The organism is Sphingomonas molluscorum (assembly GCF_039522995.1).
Lineage (GTDB): Bacteria > Pseudomonadota > Alphaproteobacteria > Sphingomonadales > Sphingomonadaceae > Sphingomonas > Sphingomonas molluscorum.
Window position 1 is genome coordinate 131117 of record NZ_BAAAEL010000012.1, and the last position, 12971, is coordinate 144087.

10 protein-coding genes and 2 tRNA genes are annotated in these 12971 nt (G+C 67.0%); 4 read left to right on the forward strand and 8 right to left on the reverse strand.

Annotation, left to right across the window (positions count from 1 at the left end; translation table 11 throughout):
- Positions 1-19: 19 nt before the first annotated feature.
- Positions 20-1066 (reverse strand): Glu/Leu/Phe/Val family dehydrogenase, encoded by a 1047-nt coding sequence (locus ABDZ92_RS13425; RefSeq protein ID WP_125961079.1) that lies wholly within the window; start codon positions 1064-1066, stop codon positions 20-22.
- Positions 1067-1097: 31 nt separating this feature from the next.
- Positions 1098-1174, reverse strand: a tRNA-His gene (locus ABDZ92_RS13430).
- Between the two features lie 139 nt (positions 1175-1313).
- Between ABDZ92_RS13430 and ABDZ92_RS13435 the strand changes: the two genes are divergently transcribed.
- Positions 1314-1979, forward strand: coding sequence for a prolyl hydroxylase family protein (locus tag ABDZ92_RS13435; protein ID WP_125961080.1), 666 nt, complete (start codon positions 1314-1316; stop codon positions 1977-1979).
- Positions 1980-2006: 27 nt separating this feature from the next.
- On the opposite strand, the gene ABDZ92_RS13440 is transcribed toward ABDZ92_RS13435, so the two are convergent.
- The 4 genes from ABDZ92_RS13440 to ABDZ92_RS13455 all read right to left on the reverse strand — a co-directional run bounded on the left by ABDZ92_RS13440 (position 2007) and on the right by ABDZ92_RS13455 (position 6875).
- Positions 2007-2177 carry a hypothetical protein gene (locus tag ABDZ92_RS13440; protein WP_164521291.1) on the reverse strand — a complete coding sequence of 57 codons (171 nt, stop codon included), beginning with the start codon at positions 2175-2177 and terminating at the stop codon, positions 2007-2009.
- Complete coding sequence (locus ABDZ92_RS13445) at positions 2167-2334, reverse strand: hypothetical protein (protein WP_164521292.1); 168 nt, start codon at positions 2332-2334, stop codon at positions 2167-2169. The genes ABDZ92_RS13440 and ABDZ92_RS13445 overlap by 11 nt, the downstream gene beginning before the upstream one ends.
- Positions 2335-2546: 212 nt before the next feature.
- A complete protein-coding gene (locus ABDZ92_RS13450; protein ID WP_125961081.1) occupies positions 2547-5225 on the reverse strand; it encodes a TonB-dependent receptor domain-containing protein in 2679 nt (892 codons plus the stop codon).
- Between the two features lie 69 nt (positions 5226-5294).
- Positions 5295-6875 carry a hypothetical protein gene (locus tag ABDZ92_RS13455; protein WP_206432210.1) on the reverse strand — a complete coding sequence of 527 codons (1581 nt, stop codon included), beginning with the start codon at positions 6873-6875 and terminating at the stop codon, positions 5295-5297.
- A gap of 222 nt (positions 6876-7097) precedes the next feature.
- Here ABDZ92_RS13455 and ABDZ92_RS13460 point away from each other — a divergent pair, with 222 nt between their 5' ends.
- Together ABDZ92_RS13460 and ABDZ92_RS13465 are read left to right on the forward strand one after the other, a co-directional pair.
- On the forward strand, positions 7098-7637 hold the full coding sequence (locus ABDZ92_RS13460; RefSeq protein WP_241211863.1) for a c-type cytochrome: 540 nt from the start codon (positions 7098-7100) through the stop codon (positions 7635-7637).
- A gap of 305 nt (positions 7638-7942) precedes the next feature.
- Positions 7943-10723, forward strand: coding sequence for a TonB-dependent receptor (locus ABDZ92_RS13465; protein ID WP_125961082.1), 2781 nt, complete (start codon positions 7943-7945; stop codon positions 10721-10723).
- 49 nt (positions 10724-10772) lie between these two features.
- Here the strand turns inward: ABDZ92_RS13465 and ABDZ92_RS13470 are convergent, their stop codons facing one another.
- Positions 10773-11168: a glycine zipper 2TM domain-containing protein gene (locus ABDZ92_RS13470; RefSeq protein WP_239555501.1), complete on the reverse strand. Its 396-nt coding sequence runs from the start codon at positions 11166-11168 to the stop codon at positions 10773-10775.
- A 385-nt stretch (positions 11169-11553) separates the two neighbouring features.
- Here ABDZ92_RS13470 and ABDZ92_RS13475 point away from each other — a divergent pair, with 385 nt between their 5' ends.
- Positions 11554-12738, forward strand: coding sequence for a PQQ-dependent sugar dehydrogenase (locus ABDZ92_RS13475; RefSeq protein ID WP_272695088.1), 1185 nt, complete (start codon positions 11554-11556; stop codon positions 12736-12738).
- 81 nt (positions 12739-12819) lie between these two features.
- Here the strand turns inward: ABDZ92_RS13475 and ABDZ92_RS13480 are convergent.
- Positions 12820-12894: transfer RNA gene (locus ABDZ92_RS13480), tRNA-Val, on the reverse strand.
- Between the last annotated feature and the right edge of the window lie 77 nt (positions 12895-12971).

Here is a 12971-nt window from a genome sequence, read left to right on the forward strand (position 1 = left end):
GGAAGACCGGCGGGCCGGCTCAGCGCCCGATGCGGCGCTGCGCCAGGCGGTCCGCGACCTCGGCGTGCGAGGCGCCGGTGCGCTCCGCTTCGTCCCAGACCTCGACCAGTCGCTCCGGGATCTGGCCGATGCGCGCGTCGACCTCGGCGCGGTCGCCCTGCCCCAGATACTCCAGCGCGACGTTGATGATGCCGCCCGCGTTGATGACATAATCGGGCGCATAGAGGATGCCGCGGCCGTGCAGGCGCGCGCCGTCCGCGTGAGTCGCCAGCTGGTTGTTGGCGCCGCCGGCCACCGCCTTGCAGCGGAGCGCGTCGATCGTCGCTGCGTCCAAGATCGCACCCAGCGCGTTCGGGCTGACGATGTCGACCTCGCTTGTCAGCACTGCGTCGGGCGCCGCCACGGTGGCGCCATGGGCATCGGCGAAGCGCTGCGCACGGGCTGCATCCACATCGGCAACCGTCAGCACGGCGCCATCGGCGGCGAGCATCTCAGCCAGCCGACCACCGACGCTGCCGAGGCCCTGGACCGCGACGCGAACGCCCTTCATGTCGCTGGCACCCAGCGCACGCTCGGCTGCGGCACGAACGCCCAGATACACGCCCTTGGCCGTGTAGGGCCCCGGATCGCCACCGACGTTCTCGCCCTCAGCCGGAAGGCCGGAGACATAGCGAGTCGCCTTGGCGATTGCCGTCATGTCCGCTTCGGAAATGCCGACATCCTCGGCTGTGATGTAGCGGCCGCCCAGCGACTCGACCGCGCGGCCGAACGCCTGGAGCATTTCGGGGGTTTTGGTGCGTGCCGAATCAGCCAGCACGACGCCCTTGCCACCGCCCAGCGGCAGGCCAGCCATCGCGTTCTTGTAGCTCATGCCGCGCGAGAGGCGCAGCGCGTCCGTGATCGCAGCAGCACTGTCGGCATAGTGCCAGAAGCGCACGCCGCCGGCGGCCGGACCCAGCTTGGTGGAGTGAACCGCGACTACCGCCTGGAGGCCGGTCTCCCGATCCGAGAAGAGATGCACGCCTTCGTGATCGTCGAAATCGGGGAAGCCCCAGTCGGTCTGCACTGGCTAAATATCCGCGTGTCAGGGAAAGGAGTGGGGCGACCGACGGGACTTGAACCCGCAACTTCCGGCATCACAAGCCGGCGCTCTAACCAATTGAACTACGGTCGCCGCGAAGCCGGCCGCTTAGACGCGGTCGGTGAACTTCGTCAAGCGCGTGTCGCACATCCGGCGCAAAGAATGTCCCCACCCTCGGGCCTGGCAGCCTTCGGCTGGAAACGCGGCCCGGACTTTGGCAGGAAACACCCTCATGCAGACGCTGACATCCCCCTCGCTCGGCTCCGGCTTTCCGGCGGAACCGATCATCGCCCAAATTCTCGCGCAACCGGGCGTGCAGCGGGTGCCCAGCCCCAAGCTCGCGCTGTTCATGGTCCGGAATTTCCTGCCGCCGGAACTCTGCGCGGCGATGATCGCGCGGATCGACGCGCAGCGTCGGCCCTCCACCATCTCCGACTCCAACGGCGACGCGGCATTCCGCACCAGTGAGACCTGCGACCTGGACCGGTTCGATCCCGAGGTCGCGGAGGTTGAGGCGCGCATTCACCGCTTCTGCGGCATCGACCCGGCCCATGGCGAGCCGCTGCAGGGCCAGCGCTATGCCGTGGGTCAGGAGTTCAAGGCCCACACCGACTATTTCGAGCCGACCGGCATCGACTTCCAGCGATACTGCGGGGTGGCGGGAAACCGTACCTGGACGGTCATGCTGTACCTTAACGAACCAGAGGCAGGTGGCGCGACGCGGTTCAAGGCGATCGACAAGATCGTTCAGCCGGAAACCGGCAAGCTCCTCGCGTGGAACAACAAGCGGCCGGACGGGTCGTGCAACCCCTCGACCATCCACCACGGCATGAAGGTGCGCGCGGGCACCAAATATGTGCTCACCAAATGGTTTCGGGAGCGCCCCTGGGGCTGGTGAGCCGGTTCCGATCGGAACGCGGCATCGTCAGTTGCGGAAGATCGGAGACAGCATGCCGCGCGGTCGCAGCGAGCCCATGCCGCTGCGCCGCCGCAGTTGATCCGCGTGCTGCGCGATCGCCTGCGCCTCCGCGAGCGAAGGCGCGCCGAGCGCCTGGCGCTCCAGCTCTTCCGGGCTAGGGCCCTGCTTAGCGGCCATGACCGGCCGGAAGCTCGCGGTTGTAGACCCGGTCAAGGTAATAGCCAGCAAGCAGGTAGTGCGCCTTCACCGCCGCCGGGTCGACCGCGCTCTGCGCCCGCTCCAGCTCGGTCTCAGCGCGCTTGTAGTAATACTGAAGGTCGTCTTCCCTCTGCATCGTACTCTCCATTGGCGGTGCCGGCGAACCGCACCCACCGCGCGAGTATGTCCCTCCTCAGCTCACGCGACACTCACCTGCGTTATATACTCCAGAAGTGCCCGCGAGTCCCTCTTCCATGCACGCGGTCGGTGGAGATTCGATGACAGCGACTGGGCCGGTTCTTGCCGCTCACTTCGCAAGGTCGTTAGCGCTACTTCCGGCCCCGCCAATCAGAAGGTGATGCTCGCACCCAGCGAAAAGATGCGGCCGAGGCGATAGCTGTTGATGTCGACTCGCTGGCCGTCGGCGAAGCTCTGCGACTCGCGATAGCGGGTGCCGGTCAGGTTGCGGACCTCCGCCTTCACCTCGATGGCCTTGCCGGCAACCTCGATGCCCTGCCGGCCCACCACGTCCAGGCGGATGCCGGGACGCTCCACCAGGTCGGGAAGACGCACGCCGCCGCCGCCGCCCACGGGACCTCGGTTGGTGACGCGATCGCTCGCGTAGTTGAACAGCACCGTCAGCTGGGACAGCCGCTCGGTATCCTCGATGCCGAACTGCAGGTTCACCAGATGGTCCGACTGGCCCACCAGCGGCGCACCGTCCTGGAACAGCACGTTGGCCGGGCGGAGCACCGGCTCGGTACCCGACTGGAGCGGGCTTGCGATTAGGCTGTCGTCGGCTTTGATCTTGGAGTCGGTGTAGGTGTAGTTGGCGATCAGCACGAGCCGGCGGGTCGCGAAGAAATCCCCGCCGAGGCTGGCGAGCGGCACGTACTTCTGGAACTCGACCTCGCCGCCGAACAGCCGTGCGGACGGAGCGTTGGCAAAGCCCGTCTGGAGCGTGTCCGTGCCTGCGGGGAAGAACGCCACGGCCTCGATCGGATCGTCGATCTTCTTGTAGAAGCCGGCAAGCGAAAGCCGCTGATCGCGCGCGAAATACCATTCGAAGCGCGCTTCGCCGTTGTAGAGCTGCGAGTCCTTCAGGAACACGTTGCCGAAGAACAGGCGGTCGCTTTCGAAATCCTGGTAGAGCTGGGGCGCGAGTTCGCGGAACTGCGGCCGCGCGAGCGTCTTGGAGGCATGGAGCCGCAGCTGCATGTCCTCGGCGAAGTTCCAGGTGATCGTGGCGGCTGGCAGCCAGTAATCGTTGGCAAGCCGCGTGCCGGCGGCGCCGCCCGACGGCAGCACCTCTTCCACCGCATCCTCGTAGCGGACGCCCAGCGTACCGCGCAGGCCGTCCAGGACTTCCGCTTCGGCCTGTGCATAGCCGGCATGGACGCGCAGGCTCGCGCTATAGGCGGCTGCGCCCTGCCCCGTGGAGGTGTTGCGCAGATAGATGCCGTTGGTGAGCACCGTATAGTCGGACAGCAGATAGTCCGGCCGTAGCTGCGAGATCACCGGATCGAGCGCGCCGTTGTTGGCGGCCGAATATTGGAAGGTGTAGCGCGTCGAGTCCCGGTCGGTGTCGTTGTACGCATAGCCCGCCGACAGAATGATCTCCCGCGCCGCGGGGACCTTCCAGCTGACGTTCGCCTGGCCGGACCACAGGTCCTCGTCGAGCTCGCTGAAGGCGACGCTGGCGGACTGGAGCCCGGACAGGTTGTTGGTGTAGCGCTCCAGCCCCTCGTTGTACTGGTAGGTGAAGGCGCGCTCGTACGGCGCGTTGCGCTGCGTGTTGGCGTAGGCGCCGCGCAGGTCGAGCGAGACGTCGCCCAGCTTGAACTCGCCGACGACCTGGCTGTCGATCAGCTGCCGCTCGAACCAGTTGGTGTTCTGGGTGATGAAGGGATCGATGCCGTTGGGCAGCGTCCCGATGTTCGCGGTCGAGCCGCGCGACAGCCGCCCCTGCTTCAGCGTGTCGTGGACATAGAGGTTGGTGAAGCGGATGCGGTTCTCGCCGAACTCGGCGCCCAGCCCCAGCAACCCGTTCAGGATCGCGCGATTGTCGGTCAGCACGGTGTGGAAGTCGCGCAGCAGGATCGCGTCGGGGCTGTCGGTAACCTGCTGGACCGCGTCGCGGGTGCGCCAGGTGTTGCTGAAGCCCGCCGCCGCGATCACGCCGATGCGCGTGGCGCCGACATCCTTGGCCGTGCCGAAGCTCATCTCGGCGGAATAATTCGCCGGAAGCTGCGCATTCTCCTGAAGCAGCGTCGTGGGCGCGTTCGACATCTGGGTGAGTTGCGCCGGCGTCAGCGAGGTGCCGTCCGCACCTGCACCGTTGACGAAGCCCGGCACGTCGCGCTCGCCGCTGTCGAACCCGGTCCAGTCGTAGCGGCCGCCATCATAGACGTAGCCGAGTTCGCTGGTCGTGACCGTGTCGGCGCTGAGCGAGCCGCCGATCTGAAGGAAGGTCTCCTCGGGGACGGCGCGGGTGGTCAGGTTCACCACGCCGCCGCCGAACTCGCCGGGATAGTTCACGGAATAGCTCTTCTGCACCAGCGCAGAGGCGATGACGTTGGTGGGGAAGATGTCGAGCGGCACCACGCGGCGCAGCGGCTCGGGACTGGGCAGCGGAGACCCGTTGAGCAGCGACGAAGAATAGCGGTCACCCAGACCGCGGACATAGACGAAGCCGTTGCCCACGACCGAAAGGCCGGTCACCCGCTGCAGCGCGCCGGCGATGTCGCCTTCCCCGGTCCGCGCGATGTCGGCGGTGGAAAGGACGTTCACGACCTGCGGGGTCGCGCGGACTGCGTCGGGAATGTTGCGGCCGACCACCACGATCTCGCCGCCCATGTCCGCGCCCGGCGTCGACACGTCGACCTCCGGTTCGGCGGGCGCACCCGCGTCCGGGGAGACGGTGGTTCCGGCCGGCGGGGTCGCAGGCGTGGTGGTGGTCTGCGCCTGAACCGGCAGCGCCCAGGCTGTCGAGGCGAGCAGAGTGGTCAGGAACACGGTCTTCTTCATGGCTGCTGCCCCGGCGGTCTGGTCAGGAAATGTGGGGCGGAGGACGCGAACGTCCCCCGCCCATCGGTCTTAGTTGGGAAGCGCGGTGCAGCTGGCGCTGGTCGCGAATGCCGCCCGGTTCGAGCTGCAGGTCCAACCGCGGTACCAGGTGTCGTTCGCACCATTCACCGCGCCGACGTAGCTGGTCTTCACCAGGAAGCTGGTGCCCGTCGGGTTGAGGGTGGAGGCGTCGAACGGCGTCGCCGAAAGCGCGGCACCGGCCGGGAAGTAGGTGTTGGACAGCAGGCCCGAACCATTCTCCAGGTTGTTCGTGCCGGCCGTGAACACCGCGCGCTGTTCGGCGCTGGTGACGGTGATGTTGTTGACGGTGGTCTCCGCATAGGGGTTCGCACAGCCGAACAGCACCGAGTCGAACATCGGCGGACCCTGATCCTCGAGCGCCGGGTTGGCCGGGCGGATCGTGGTCTTGCCGCTGGCATCGGCGCCCGCGACGATGTTCAGGCAGGCGACCGGGCTGACGACGATGCCGTTGACGAAGCGTGCGTCGGCACCACCGCGGATACGGATCGCCGCGTTCACGCCGCTCGACGTATGCACGAAGGTGAAGTTGGCGAGATTGTAGCGCTGGCGCGGCAGCACGTCCTCGTTGCCGTTGGAGTCGATCTCCGTCGCGTAGGTGTCGCTCTGCGTGTTGTTCGGCTTCTGGATCGCGAGCAGGAACTGGACGAAGCCCTGCCAACCCACATCGGTATCCAGGCCGTCGTCATCGGCGCCGGTCATCACCAGGTAGCGCAGGTTGGTGCGGCCGCCGAAGATCTCGATGCCGTCGTCCGAGCTGTTGTGGACCTGGACGTGGTCGATGGCGGTGCCCGAACCGGTGCCGCCCAGCGTCAGGCCCTGCAGTTCATTATTCGGGCTGATGATCGTGCCCGAGTAGCGGATCTGGACGTAGCGGATGGTGCCGCTGTTGTCGGTGGGCGTCGCGCCGCCATACAGCGCGGTGCTGGTGCCTTCGACGACGTTCTCGCACTGCGCCGAACCCGGCGAGACGGTGGCGTTGCAGTTCGAGATCGGCGCGCGGCCGGCGAGAATGATGCCGCCCCACAGCCCCTGCGTCTCGTCGGTCACTTCGCCGGTCAGGTTCTGCTGCGCGGTGAAGATGATCGGCTGGGTCTCGGTGCCCTCGGCAACCAGCCGCGAGCCGCGGTTCACCACCAGGAAGTCGTTGTCGCCGTCGGCCTTTGCATAGACGATCGCGCCCGGCGCGATGGTCAGCGTCGCGCTGACGCCGCCCGGAGCGTTGCCTGCACCGCCGATGTCGACGCCCACGTCGACGCGGCCGTTCATCTCATAGGCGACGCCTGCGACCTTCGGCAGCGACAGCGCCGAGGTGATCTGCGACGGCAGGCGGCAGCTGCGATAGTTGCCGATGACGCCGACGTTGCTGGTGCCGGTCGGGCAGTCCGCGGCCGGCGTGCCGGGCGTCGGGGTCGGCGTGGGCTGAGGGGTCGGCGTCGGGGTCGGCGTTCCCGGGATCACTACGGTGCCTTCGCCAGGCGATGCCACACTCGAGGAACCGTCGCAGCCGGCCAGCGCCACCGCGGCGCAGCTCGTCAGCAGGATCAGGCTCATGCGCTTCAGGTCGGCCATGAAATCTCCGTTCCGGGAAAAACCCCGGGGCTTGCAGGACAGGCGCGACCGATCGGAGGACGTTCCCCCATCGGCCTCGGCGGCCCTCCTAGGCAGCGGAGGTGACACGTTGATGCGATTCCGGAGACAACGCGGTGACGGGAACGTTACAGAAGCGTGACAAGCCGGCCGGGCCGCCAGGGATCCCTCGCCACGCGCTTTGCGACTCCCTATGGCTGCGCAATGAGCGGTTTTCGTCGCACCGACAGCGCGCAGAAATGGCACACCGGAGAGCACGGCCGGCGAGCCGCCGGTCGCCGCATGCTGCCCCGGTGGATCGCGATCGCCGTGCTCGCCGTCCCCGCCGCCTGTGACGGGTCCAGCAGCGATCCGCGCCGGGCGGACGCGCGATCCCGCGCCCCTCTTGTCGAGCGGCTCGCGCAAGCAGACGTCGCGCAGGGCCGGCGGCTGTTCCGCCAGTGCGCCGCCTGCCACACCGTTGCTCCGGGCGGCGGCGATCGTAACGGACCGAACCTTCACGGAGTCGTGGGACGCCCGGTCGCTGCCGGCAGTCGCCGCTTCGGCTACACCGCCGCACTGGAGGCAATCGGCGGGATCTGGACGCCCGAGCGTCTGGACGCCTGGCTCCAGAACCCACAGCGGTTCGCACCGGGCACTTCGATGATCTATGCAGGGATGCCGAACGGCGTGGACCGCGCCGACGTGATCGCGTTCCTGCGGCAACAGGCCCCCACGGCTGAACAGGGTGCGGCCGCGGACTGAGCGGCAGCAACAGCCCGGGCCAAAGAACCTGTTCGGCCGTTCTGCGCCCCCTTTTGATGCTCCCGGCCGACGCGCCTGAATGGGGGGCGCACGCTGCTTATCGCGCCGGTTGCTTCGGTTCTCAGGAAGCATCGCCCCAGACTTCGACGCCGTTCCGACGCTGGTAGACGACCCACCGGCCCGAGCCTGAGACCGCATATATAATAAGACAAGTATGCTTGAACCGGTGGCAGCAGCAGCGTAGTATCCGACAAGAACCGGCGGAGGCCCCTGACCGACACGCCGGGAGTTCAGGAGAGTGTTTCATGCGCAGGATTCCCGCGTTTACCGCGTCCGTGATCGCCCTTGCCATTGCCGGCCACGCCCATGCCCAGGCGGCGCAGGAAGGGACCACGCCAGCCAACGGCCAGGATGGCGCCGCTGCAGGCACAGCCCAGTCGACGGCCGGCTCGCCCGCCGAGGCCCCGGACCAGGCGGGTGATGCGACTGCCGCCGACGATGGTTCCGAAATCGTCGTCACCGGTATCCGCGCCAGCCTCGCCCGCGCGGCCGAGATCAAGCGGACGGCAGCCCAGGTCGTGGATTCAATCGTCGCCCAGGACATCGGCAAGTTCCCCGATCCCACGACTGCCGCCGCGCTTCAGCGCGTGCCGGGCGTCCAGGTGACGGTGGGCGGCAACAACGAGATCCAGAACCCGCTAATCCGCGGCCTCGGCGACATTCTCACCACGCTCGACGGACGTGAAATCTTCACGTCCGATGGACGCACCTTCGCTTTCCAGGATCTGCCGGCCGAGGCGATCGCGCGGCTGGACGTCTATAAGTCGAACACCGCGAACCTGATCGAGGGCGGCGTCGCCGGTACCATCGACCTGCGCCTCAACAAGCCGTTCAACTATACCGAGCCGACGATCGCGATCAGCGGCAAGCTCAACTACCCGTCCAACGTGGAGAAGCTGGGGCCGCAGGTGAGCTTCCTTGCCACCGATCGCTGGGACACCAGCATCGGCGAGATCGGGGCGCTGCTCAACGTCTCCTGGTACGACATCCCGTTCAACCGCCCGTACAACTATGTGGCGGAGCGGCGTGCCGGCAGCGGCAGCAGCGAAGGCATTCTGCTGCCGATCTCGACGGGCGGCCTCAACGAATACGGCCGCTACCAGCGCCCCCAGGCCAACGGCTCGATCCAGTGGCAGGCGACACCCAGCCTCGAGATCTACATCGACGGCCTCTATTCGGCCTACCGCAGCAAGTTCTCGACCGGCTTCTACGAGTATCGGCTGGGAACGGCGGAGAGCGTCTCCAACATCGTGCGCAGCGACAACTGCTTTACGGCGAACGTCGGGCCGGACGGCTTCAACCCGAACGCCACCACCGACCCCACGCAGATCACGCAGCAGCAGCTGTGCGGCTTCACTTCCGCCACGTTCAACAACCTGGAGGCGTTCAGCTCCACCCAGGCGCACAACAATCGCACCGACACCTGGCTCGCGGCAGGCGGCTTCCGCTTCGACCGCGACCGGCTGAAGGCGAACGTCGACGTCAGCTACGAACGTTCGATCGTCAACAACGAGAACTTCATCGTCGACATCGGCAAGCGGGTGCCGGAGGCGACGCTCGCGTTGGTGAATGACGATCAGACCGCGACGATCACCGCGCCGGGCAACCCCATGGCGGATGCACGCGGCCTCACCTTCATCAACGCCCTGTTCCAGGACTATGTGCGCTCCAGCGGCGGCCTGTTCGCGGTCAAGGGCGATGCGACGTACGAGACCGATACGATCCTGAAGACGATCGAGGTCGGCGCCCGCTATGCCGATCGCAGCGCCCGCTTCCAGCAGGTCCAGCTGGGCGTCGCGCCGCCGGGAGGCTCGTTCGCGACGCCGATCACGGCGATCGACCTGCCGTTGGAGCGCGCGCCGGGCATTCCGCAGATCAACAACGGGGCCCCCTTCCTGCTCCCCTCCCGCGACTATCTGCTGTCGGATTCCGGCCAGGCCACCATCCGGGACTTCTTCGGCGCGCCGGATGGCCAGCCTGCATTCGACCCCACGCGTGAGTTCAATGTCGGGGAGAATAGCTACGCCGGCTATGTCCAGGCAGGGTACGAAGTGCCGTTCGGCAGCGGCCCGGTGGTTCTCGATGGCAAGCTCGGCGTCCGGTACACGCGCACGGACCGGGACATCACCGGCACCGGCGTCGTCAGCGGCTCGCCGGTGACGACCACCAGCTCGAACAGCGACACGGATTGGCTGCCCAACGCCAGCGCGCGACTGCAGCTCGGCGGCGGGCTCCAGCTACGCGCTACCTATGCACGCACCATCGCGCGGCCGAGCTTCGCCTCGCTCAACCCGGGCCTCAACTACATCGTCTCGACGAACCCTAACATCCGCAACAGCGGCTCCGGCGGCAATCCGGACCTGCGCCCGCAGAAGTCGGACAGCTTCGACGCGACCTTCGAATATTATTGGAATGACGGGTATTTCGCGATCGCCGGCTACTACCGCGACATCAGCGATCGGGTCGTCAACGGCGTGACCGCCGAAGAGATCGACGGCATCGTCTACAACATCTCGCGCCCCCGCAACGTCGGCAGTGCCAAGCTGAAGGGCATCGAGGTCAGCGCCCAGACCTTCTTCTCGTTCCTGCCGGGCGACCTTGCCGGCTTCGGCGCCTTCGGCAACTTCACCCTCGCCGATTCCAAGATCGGGGGCGATGATCCGCTGGCAGGCTACACACTGCAAGGCGTGTCGAAGTATAACTTCAACGCCGGCCTGCTGTACGATCGCAACGGCATCTCGGCCCGCGTGGTCTACACCTATCGCTCGAAGTACTTCGACGAGGACCGCTCGGGCGCGGGCGACGTCCGGCCGGTCGGCACGGAGACCTGGCTGAACTACGTCCGGCCCAACGGCCGCCTGGACTTCAGCCTGGGCTATGACATCAACAAGAACGTGACCCTGACGGTCGAGGGCAGCAACATCCTGCGGTCCCGCTATCGCAGCTACATCGACCAGGATTTCCTGTGGCGCGACACCCGCACCGACGACAGCCTCTACGCAGTCGGCGTGCGCACGCGCTTCTGATGAGAGAAACTCCGGCGCGCGAGCCTGTCGCGCGCCGGAAGCCTTCTGCTTAGTCGCATTCGACGCTGTTGCGGTCGATCGCGCGTCCGCCCAGCGCACCCGCGCCCGCACCCAGGATGGTGCCGAGCGTCTTCGAGCCGCCCGGGGCGATGATGTTCCCGAGCACGCCGCCCGCCAGGCCGCCGATGATGGTCCCTTCGGTCCCGTCGTCGCGCTTGCAGTAATAGCGGCCGTCATTGCCCCGATAGATCCGGTCGTTTTCGGACAGGCGCCGTCGGCGCTCGCCCTCACGGCGGCGATCATCCCCGCGGCGGTAGTCTGACTGGCCATAACCGTTCTGGCTGTTGTAGCCGGGACGGCCATAGTCGTCCCCCATGCAGGCGCCCAACGGCAATGCGCAGGCCATGCCCACGGCGATCTTCAAGAGGGTGGTGTTCAAGATCATGCTCCCTTTCCTCGGGGAAAATATCCAGGCGCGGCAGGGGATCTTACTCGGTCCGCCACCGCGTCTTCCCTGGCTAACCCCCAGCGCCCGGCTTTGGTTCATCGCGACGCGATGAGCCGAACCGCGGGCGACACCTACCCCCCGATGAACAGTGCCCGGACCTTCCCCGAACGAACCTGAGCCGAAGATCGGAGGGCGTGCAGGACGCCAACCGCTCGCGCGGATCACCTTCTTGCGCAAGAATGGAGCCGGGCAGCGCAGTCCACGGGATAGTCCAGGGCGTGAAATTGTTCGGCAACAAGATACCGGCGAGCGCCCATTGCATCGGTGGGCGAGAGGTGCGCTAATCCAGCCAAGCGGGTGATCGCGGATGGAGCAGCACAAGATGCGGGCAAGTTCGTTTCTCTGGGCCTTCTTGGCGGTGAGCCTGGCGGGGTGCGGTGGTGATGATGGCGCAGAGAGCGGTTCGCCACCCCCGGTCGCGACGCCCACCCCCTCTCCGACACCGACTCCCACGCCGACCCCCTCCCCGACTCCCGAGCCGGTCGTCGCCGTCGACCAACGGGTGGTAGCCACCTTCGACAACCCGTGGGCCATGGTGTTTCTTCCGGACGGCCGCATGCTCGTGACGGAAAAGCCCGGGCGCCTGCAACTCGTCACCCAATCCGGCGCCAAGACTGCGGTCGCAAACGTGCCCTCCGTCCGGTTTGCCGGTCAACTGGGCTTGCAGGACGTCGTCCTCGATCCCGGCTACGCCTCGAACAATCGCATCTGGATCACCTATGCGGAGGCGGCTTCGGGCGGAGAACGGCTCGCGGTCGCGCGTGCGACCCTCACCCTCTCCGGGACACCACGCCTGGAGGATGTCGTGGTGATCTGGCGGGAGACCCCGGCGACGACGGGCGGGCAGCTGGGCGGGCGGCTCGCCTTCGCGCCGGATGGCCGATACCTGTTCATCAGCACGGGGGAGCGCCAGCAAGGAGCGCCCGCACAGGACATGGCCGGAACCCTCGGCAAGATCGTCCGGATCAACCTTGACGGCACTCCGGCCGCCGGAAACCCCTTCTCATCCACAGCCGATGCCCGTCCCGAGATCTGGAGCCTTGGCCACCGCAACCCCTATGGGCTGGTGTTCGCCGCGGACGGACGGCTGTTCGAATCCGAGATGGGTCCTGCCGGTGGAGACGAGTTCAACCTGATCGTCGCGGGCAAGAACTATGGCTGGCCGCGGGTGTCCGAAGGGGACAATTACGACGGAACCTCGATTCCCCGGCATTCCACGAACAGCGCCTACACAGCGCCGCTGGTCAGCTGGTCGCCGGTGATCGCGCCGGGCGGAATGATCCAGTATCGCGGCTCGACCTTCGCGGGCTGGACCGGCGACTTCCTGCTTGCCGGCTTGGTGCAGCAGGGCCTGGTCCGCGTCCGTGTGATCGGCGACCGAGCCAGCGAAGTGGCGCGGATCGGCCTTGGCGCACGCACCCGCGAGGTGGAGGAAGGGCCCGGCGGATCGCTCTGGATCCTGCGCGACGGCGATAATGGCGCGCTGGTCGAGCTCACGCCCCGATAAGCAGGAGACGAGCCCCGAAAACCGCAACGCCGCCCGGCCTCTTCAGCAATGCTGGAGCGGCCGGACGGCGCGGGTTCGATATGGTGGGCGCGGCTGGGATTGAACCAGCGACCCCTGCGGTGTGAACACAGTGCTCTACCACTGAGCTACGCGCCCGTGCGCCTTTCGGCGAAACGGGAAGCGGGCCTTTAGGCGGTGGAAACCAGGCTGTCCAGCCCCTTCGCCTCAAAAAC

Excerpts from the sequence above, each read along its gene's own strand:
- ABDZ92_RS13435 (WP_125961080.1), top strand. The coding sequence starts at position 1,314 with ATGCAGACGCTGACATCCCCCTCGCTCGGCTCCGGCTTTCCGGCGGAA.
- ABDZ92_RS13440 (WP_164521291.1), bottom strand. The coding sequence starts at position 2,177 with ATGGCCGCTAAGCAGGGCCCTAGCCCGGAAGAGCTGGAGCGCCAGGCG.
- ABDZ92_RS13445 (WP_164521292.1), bottom strand. The coding sequence starts at position 2,334 with ATGCAGAGGGAAGACGACCTTCAGTATTACTACAAGCGCGCTGAGACC.
- ABDZ92_RS13450 (WP_125961081.1), bottom strand. The coding sequence starts at position 5,225 with ATGAAGAAGACCGTGTTCCTGACCACTCTGCTCGCCTCGACAGCCTGG.
- ABDZ92_RS13455 (WP_206432210.1), bottom strand. The coding sequence starts at position 6,875 with ATGGCCGACCTGAAGCGCATGAGCCTGATCCTGCTGACGAGCTGCGCC.
- ABDZ92_RS13460 (WP_241211863.1), top strand. The coding sequence starts at position 7,098 with ATGAGCGGTTTTCGTCGCACCGACAGCGCGCAGAAATGGCACACCGGA.
- ABDZ92_RS13465 (WP_125961082.1), top strand. The coding sequence starts at position 7,943 with ATGCGCAGGATTCCCGCGTTTACCGCGTCCGTGATCGCCCTTGCCATT.
- ABDZ92_RS13470 (WP_239555501.1), bottom strand. The coding sequence starts at position 11,168 with ATGATCTTGAACACCACCCTCTTGAAGATCGCCGTGGGCATGGCCTGC.
- ABDZ92_RS13475 (WP_272695088.1), top strand. The coding sequence starts at position 11,554 with ATGCGGGCAAGTTCGTTTCTCTGGGCCTTCTTGGCGGTGAGCCTGGCG.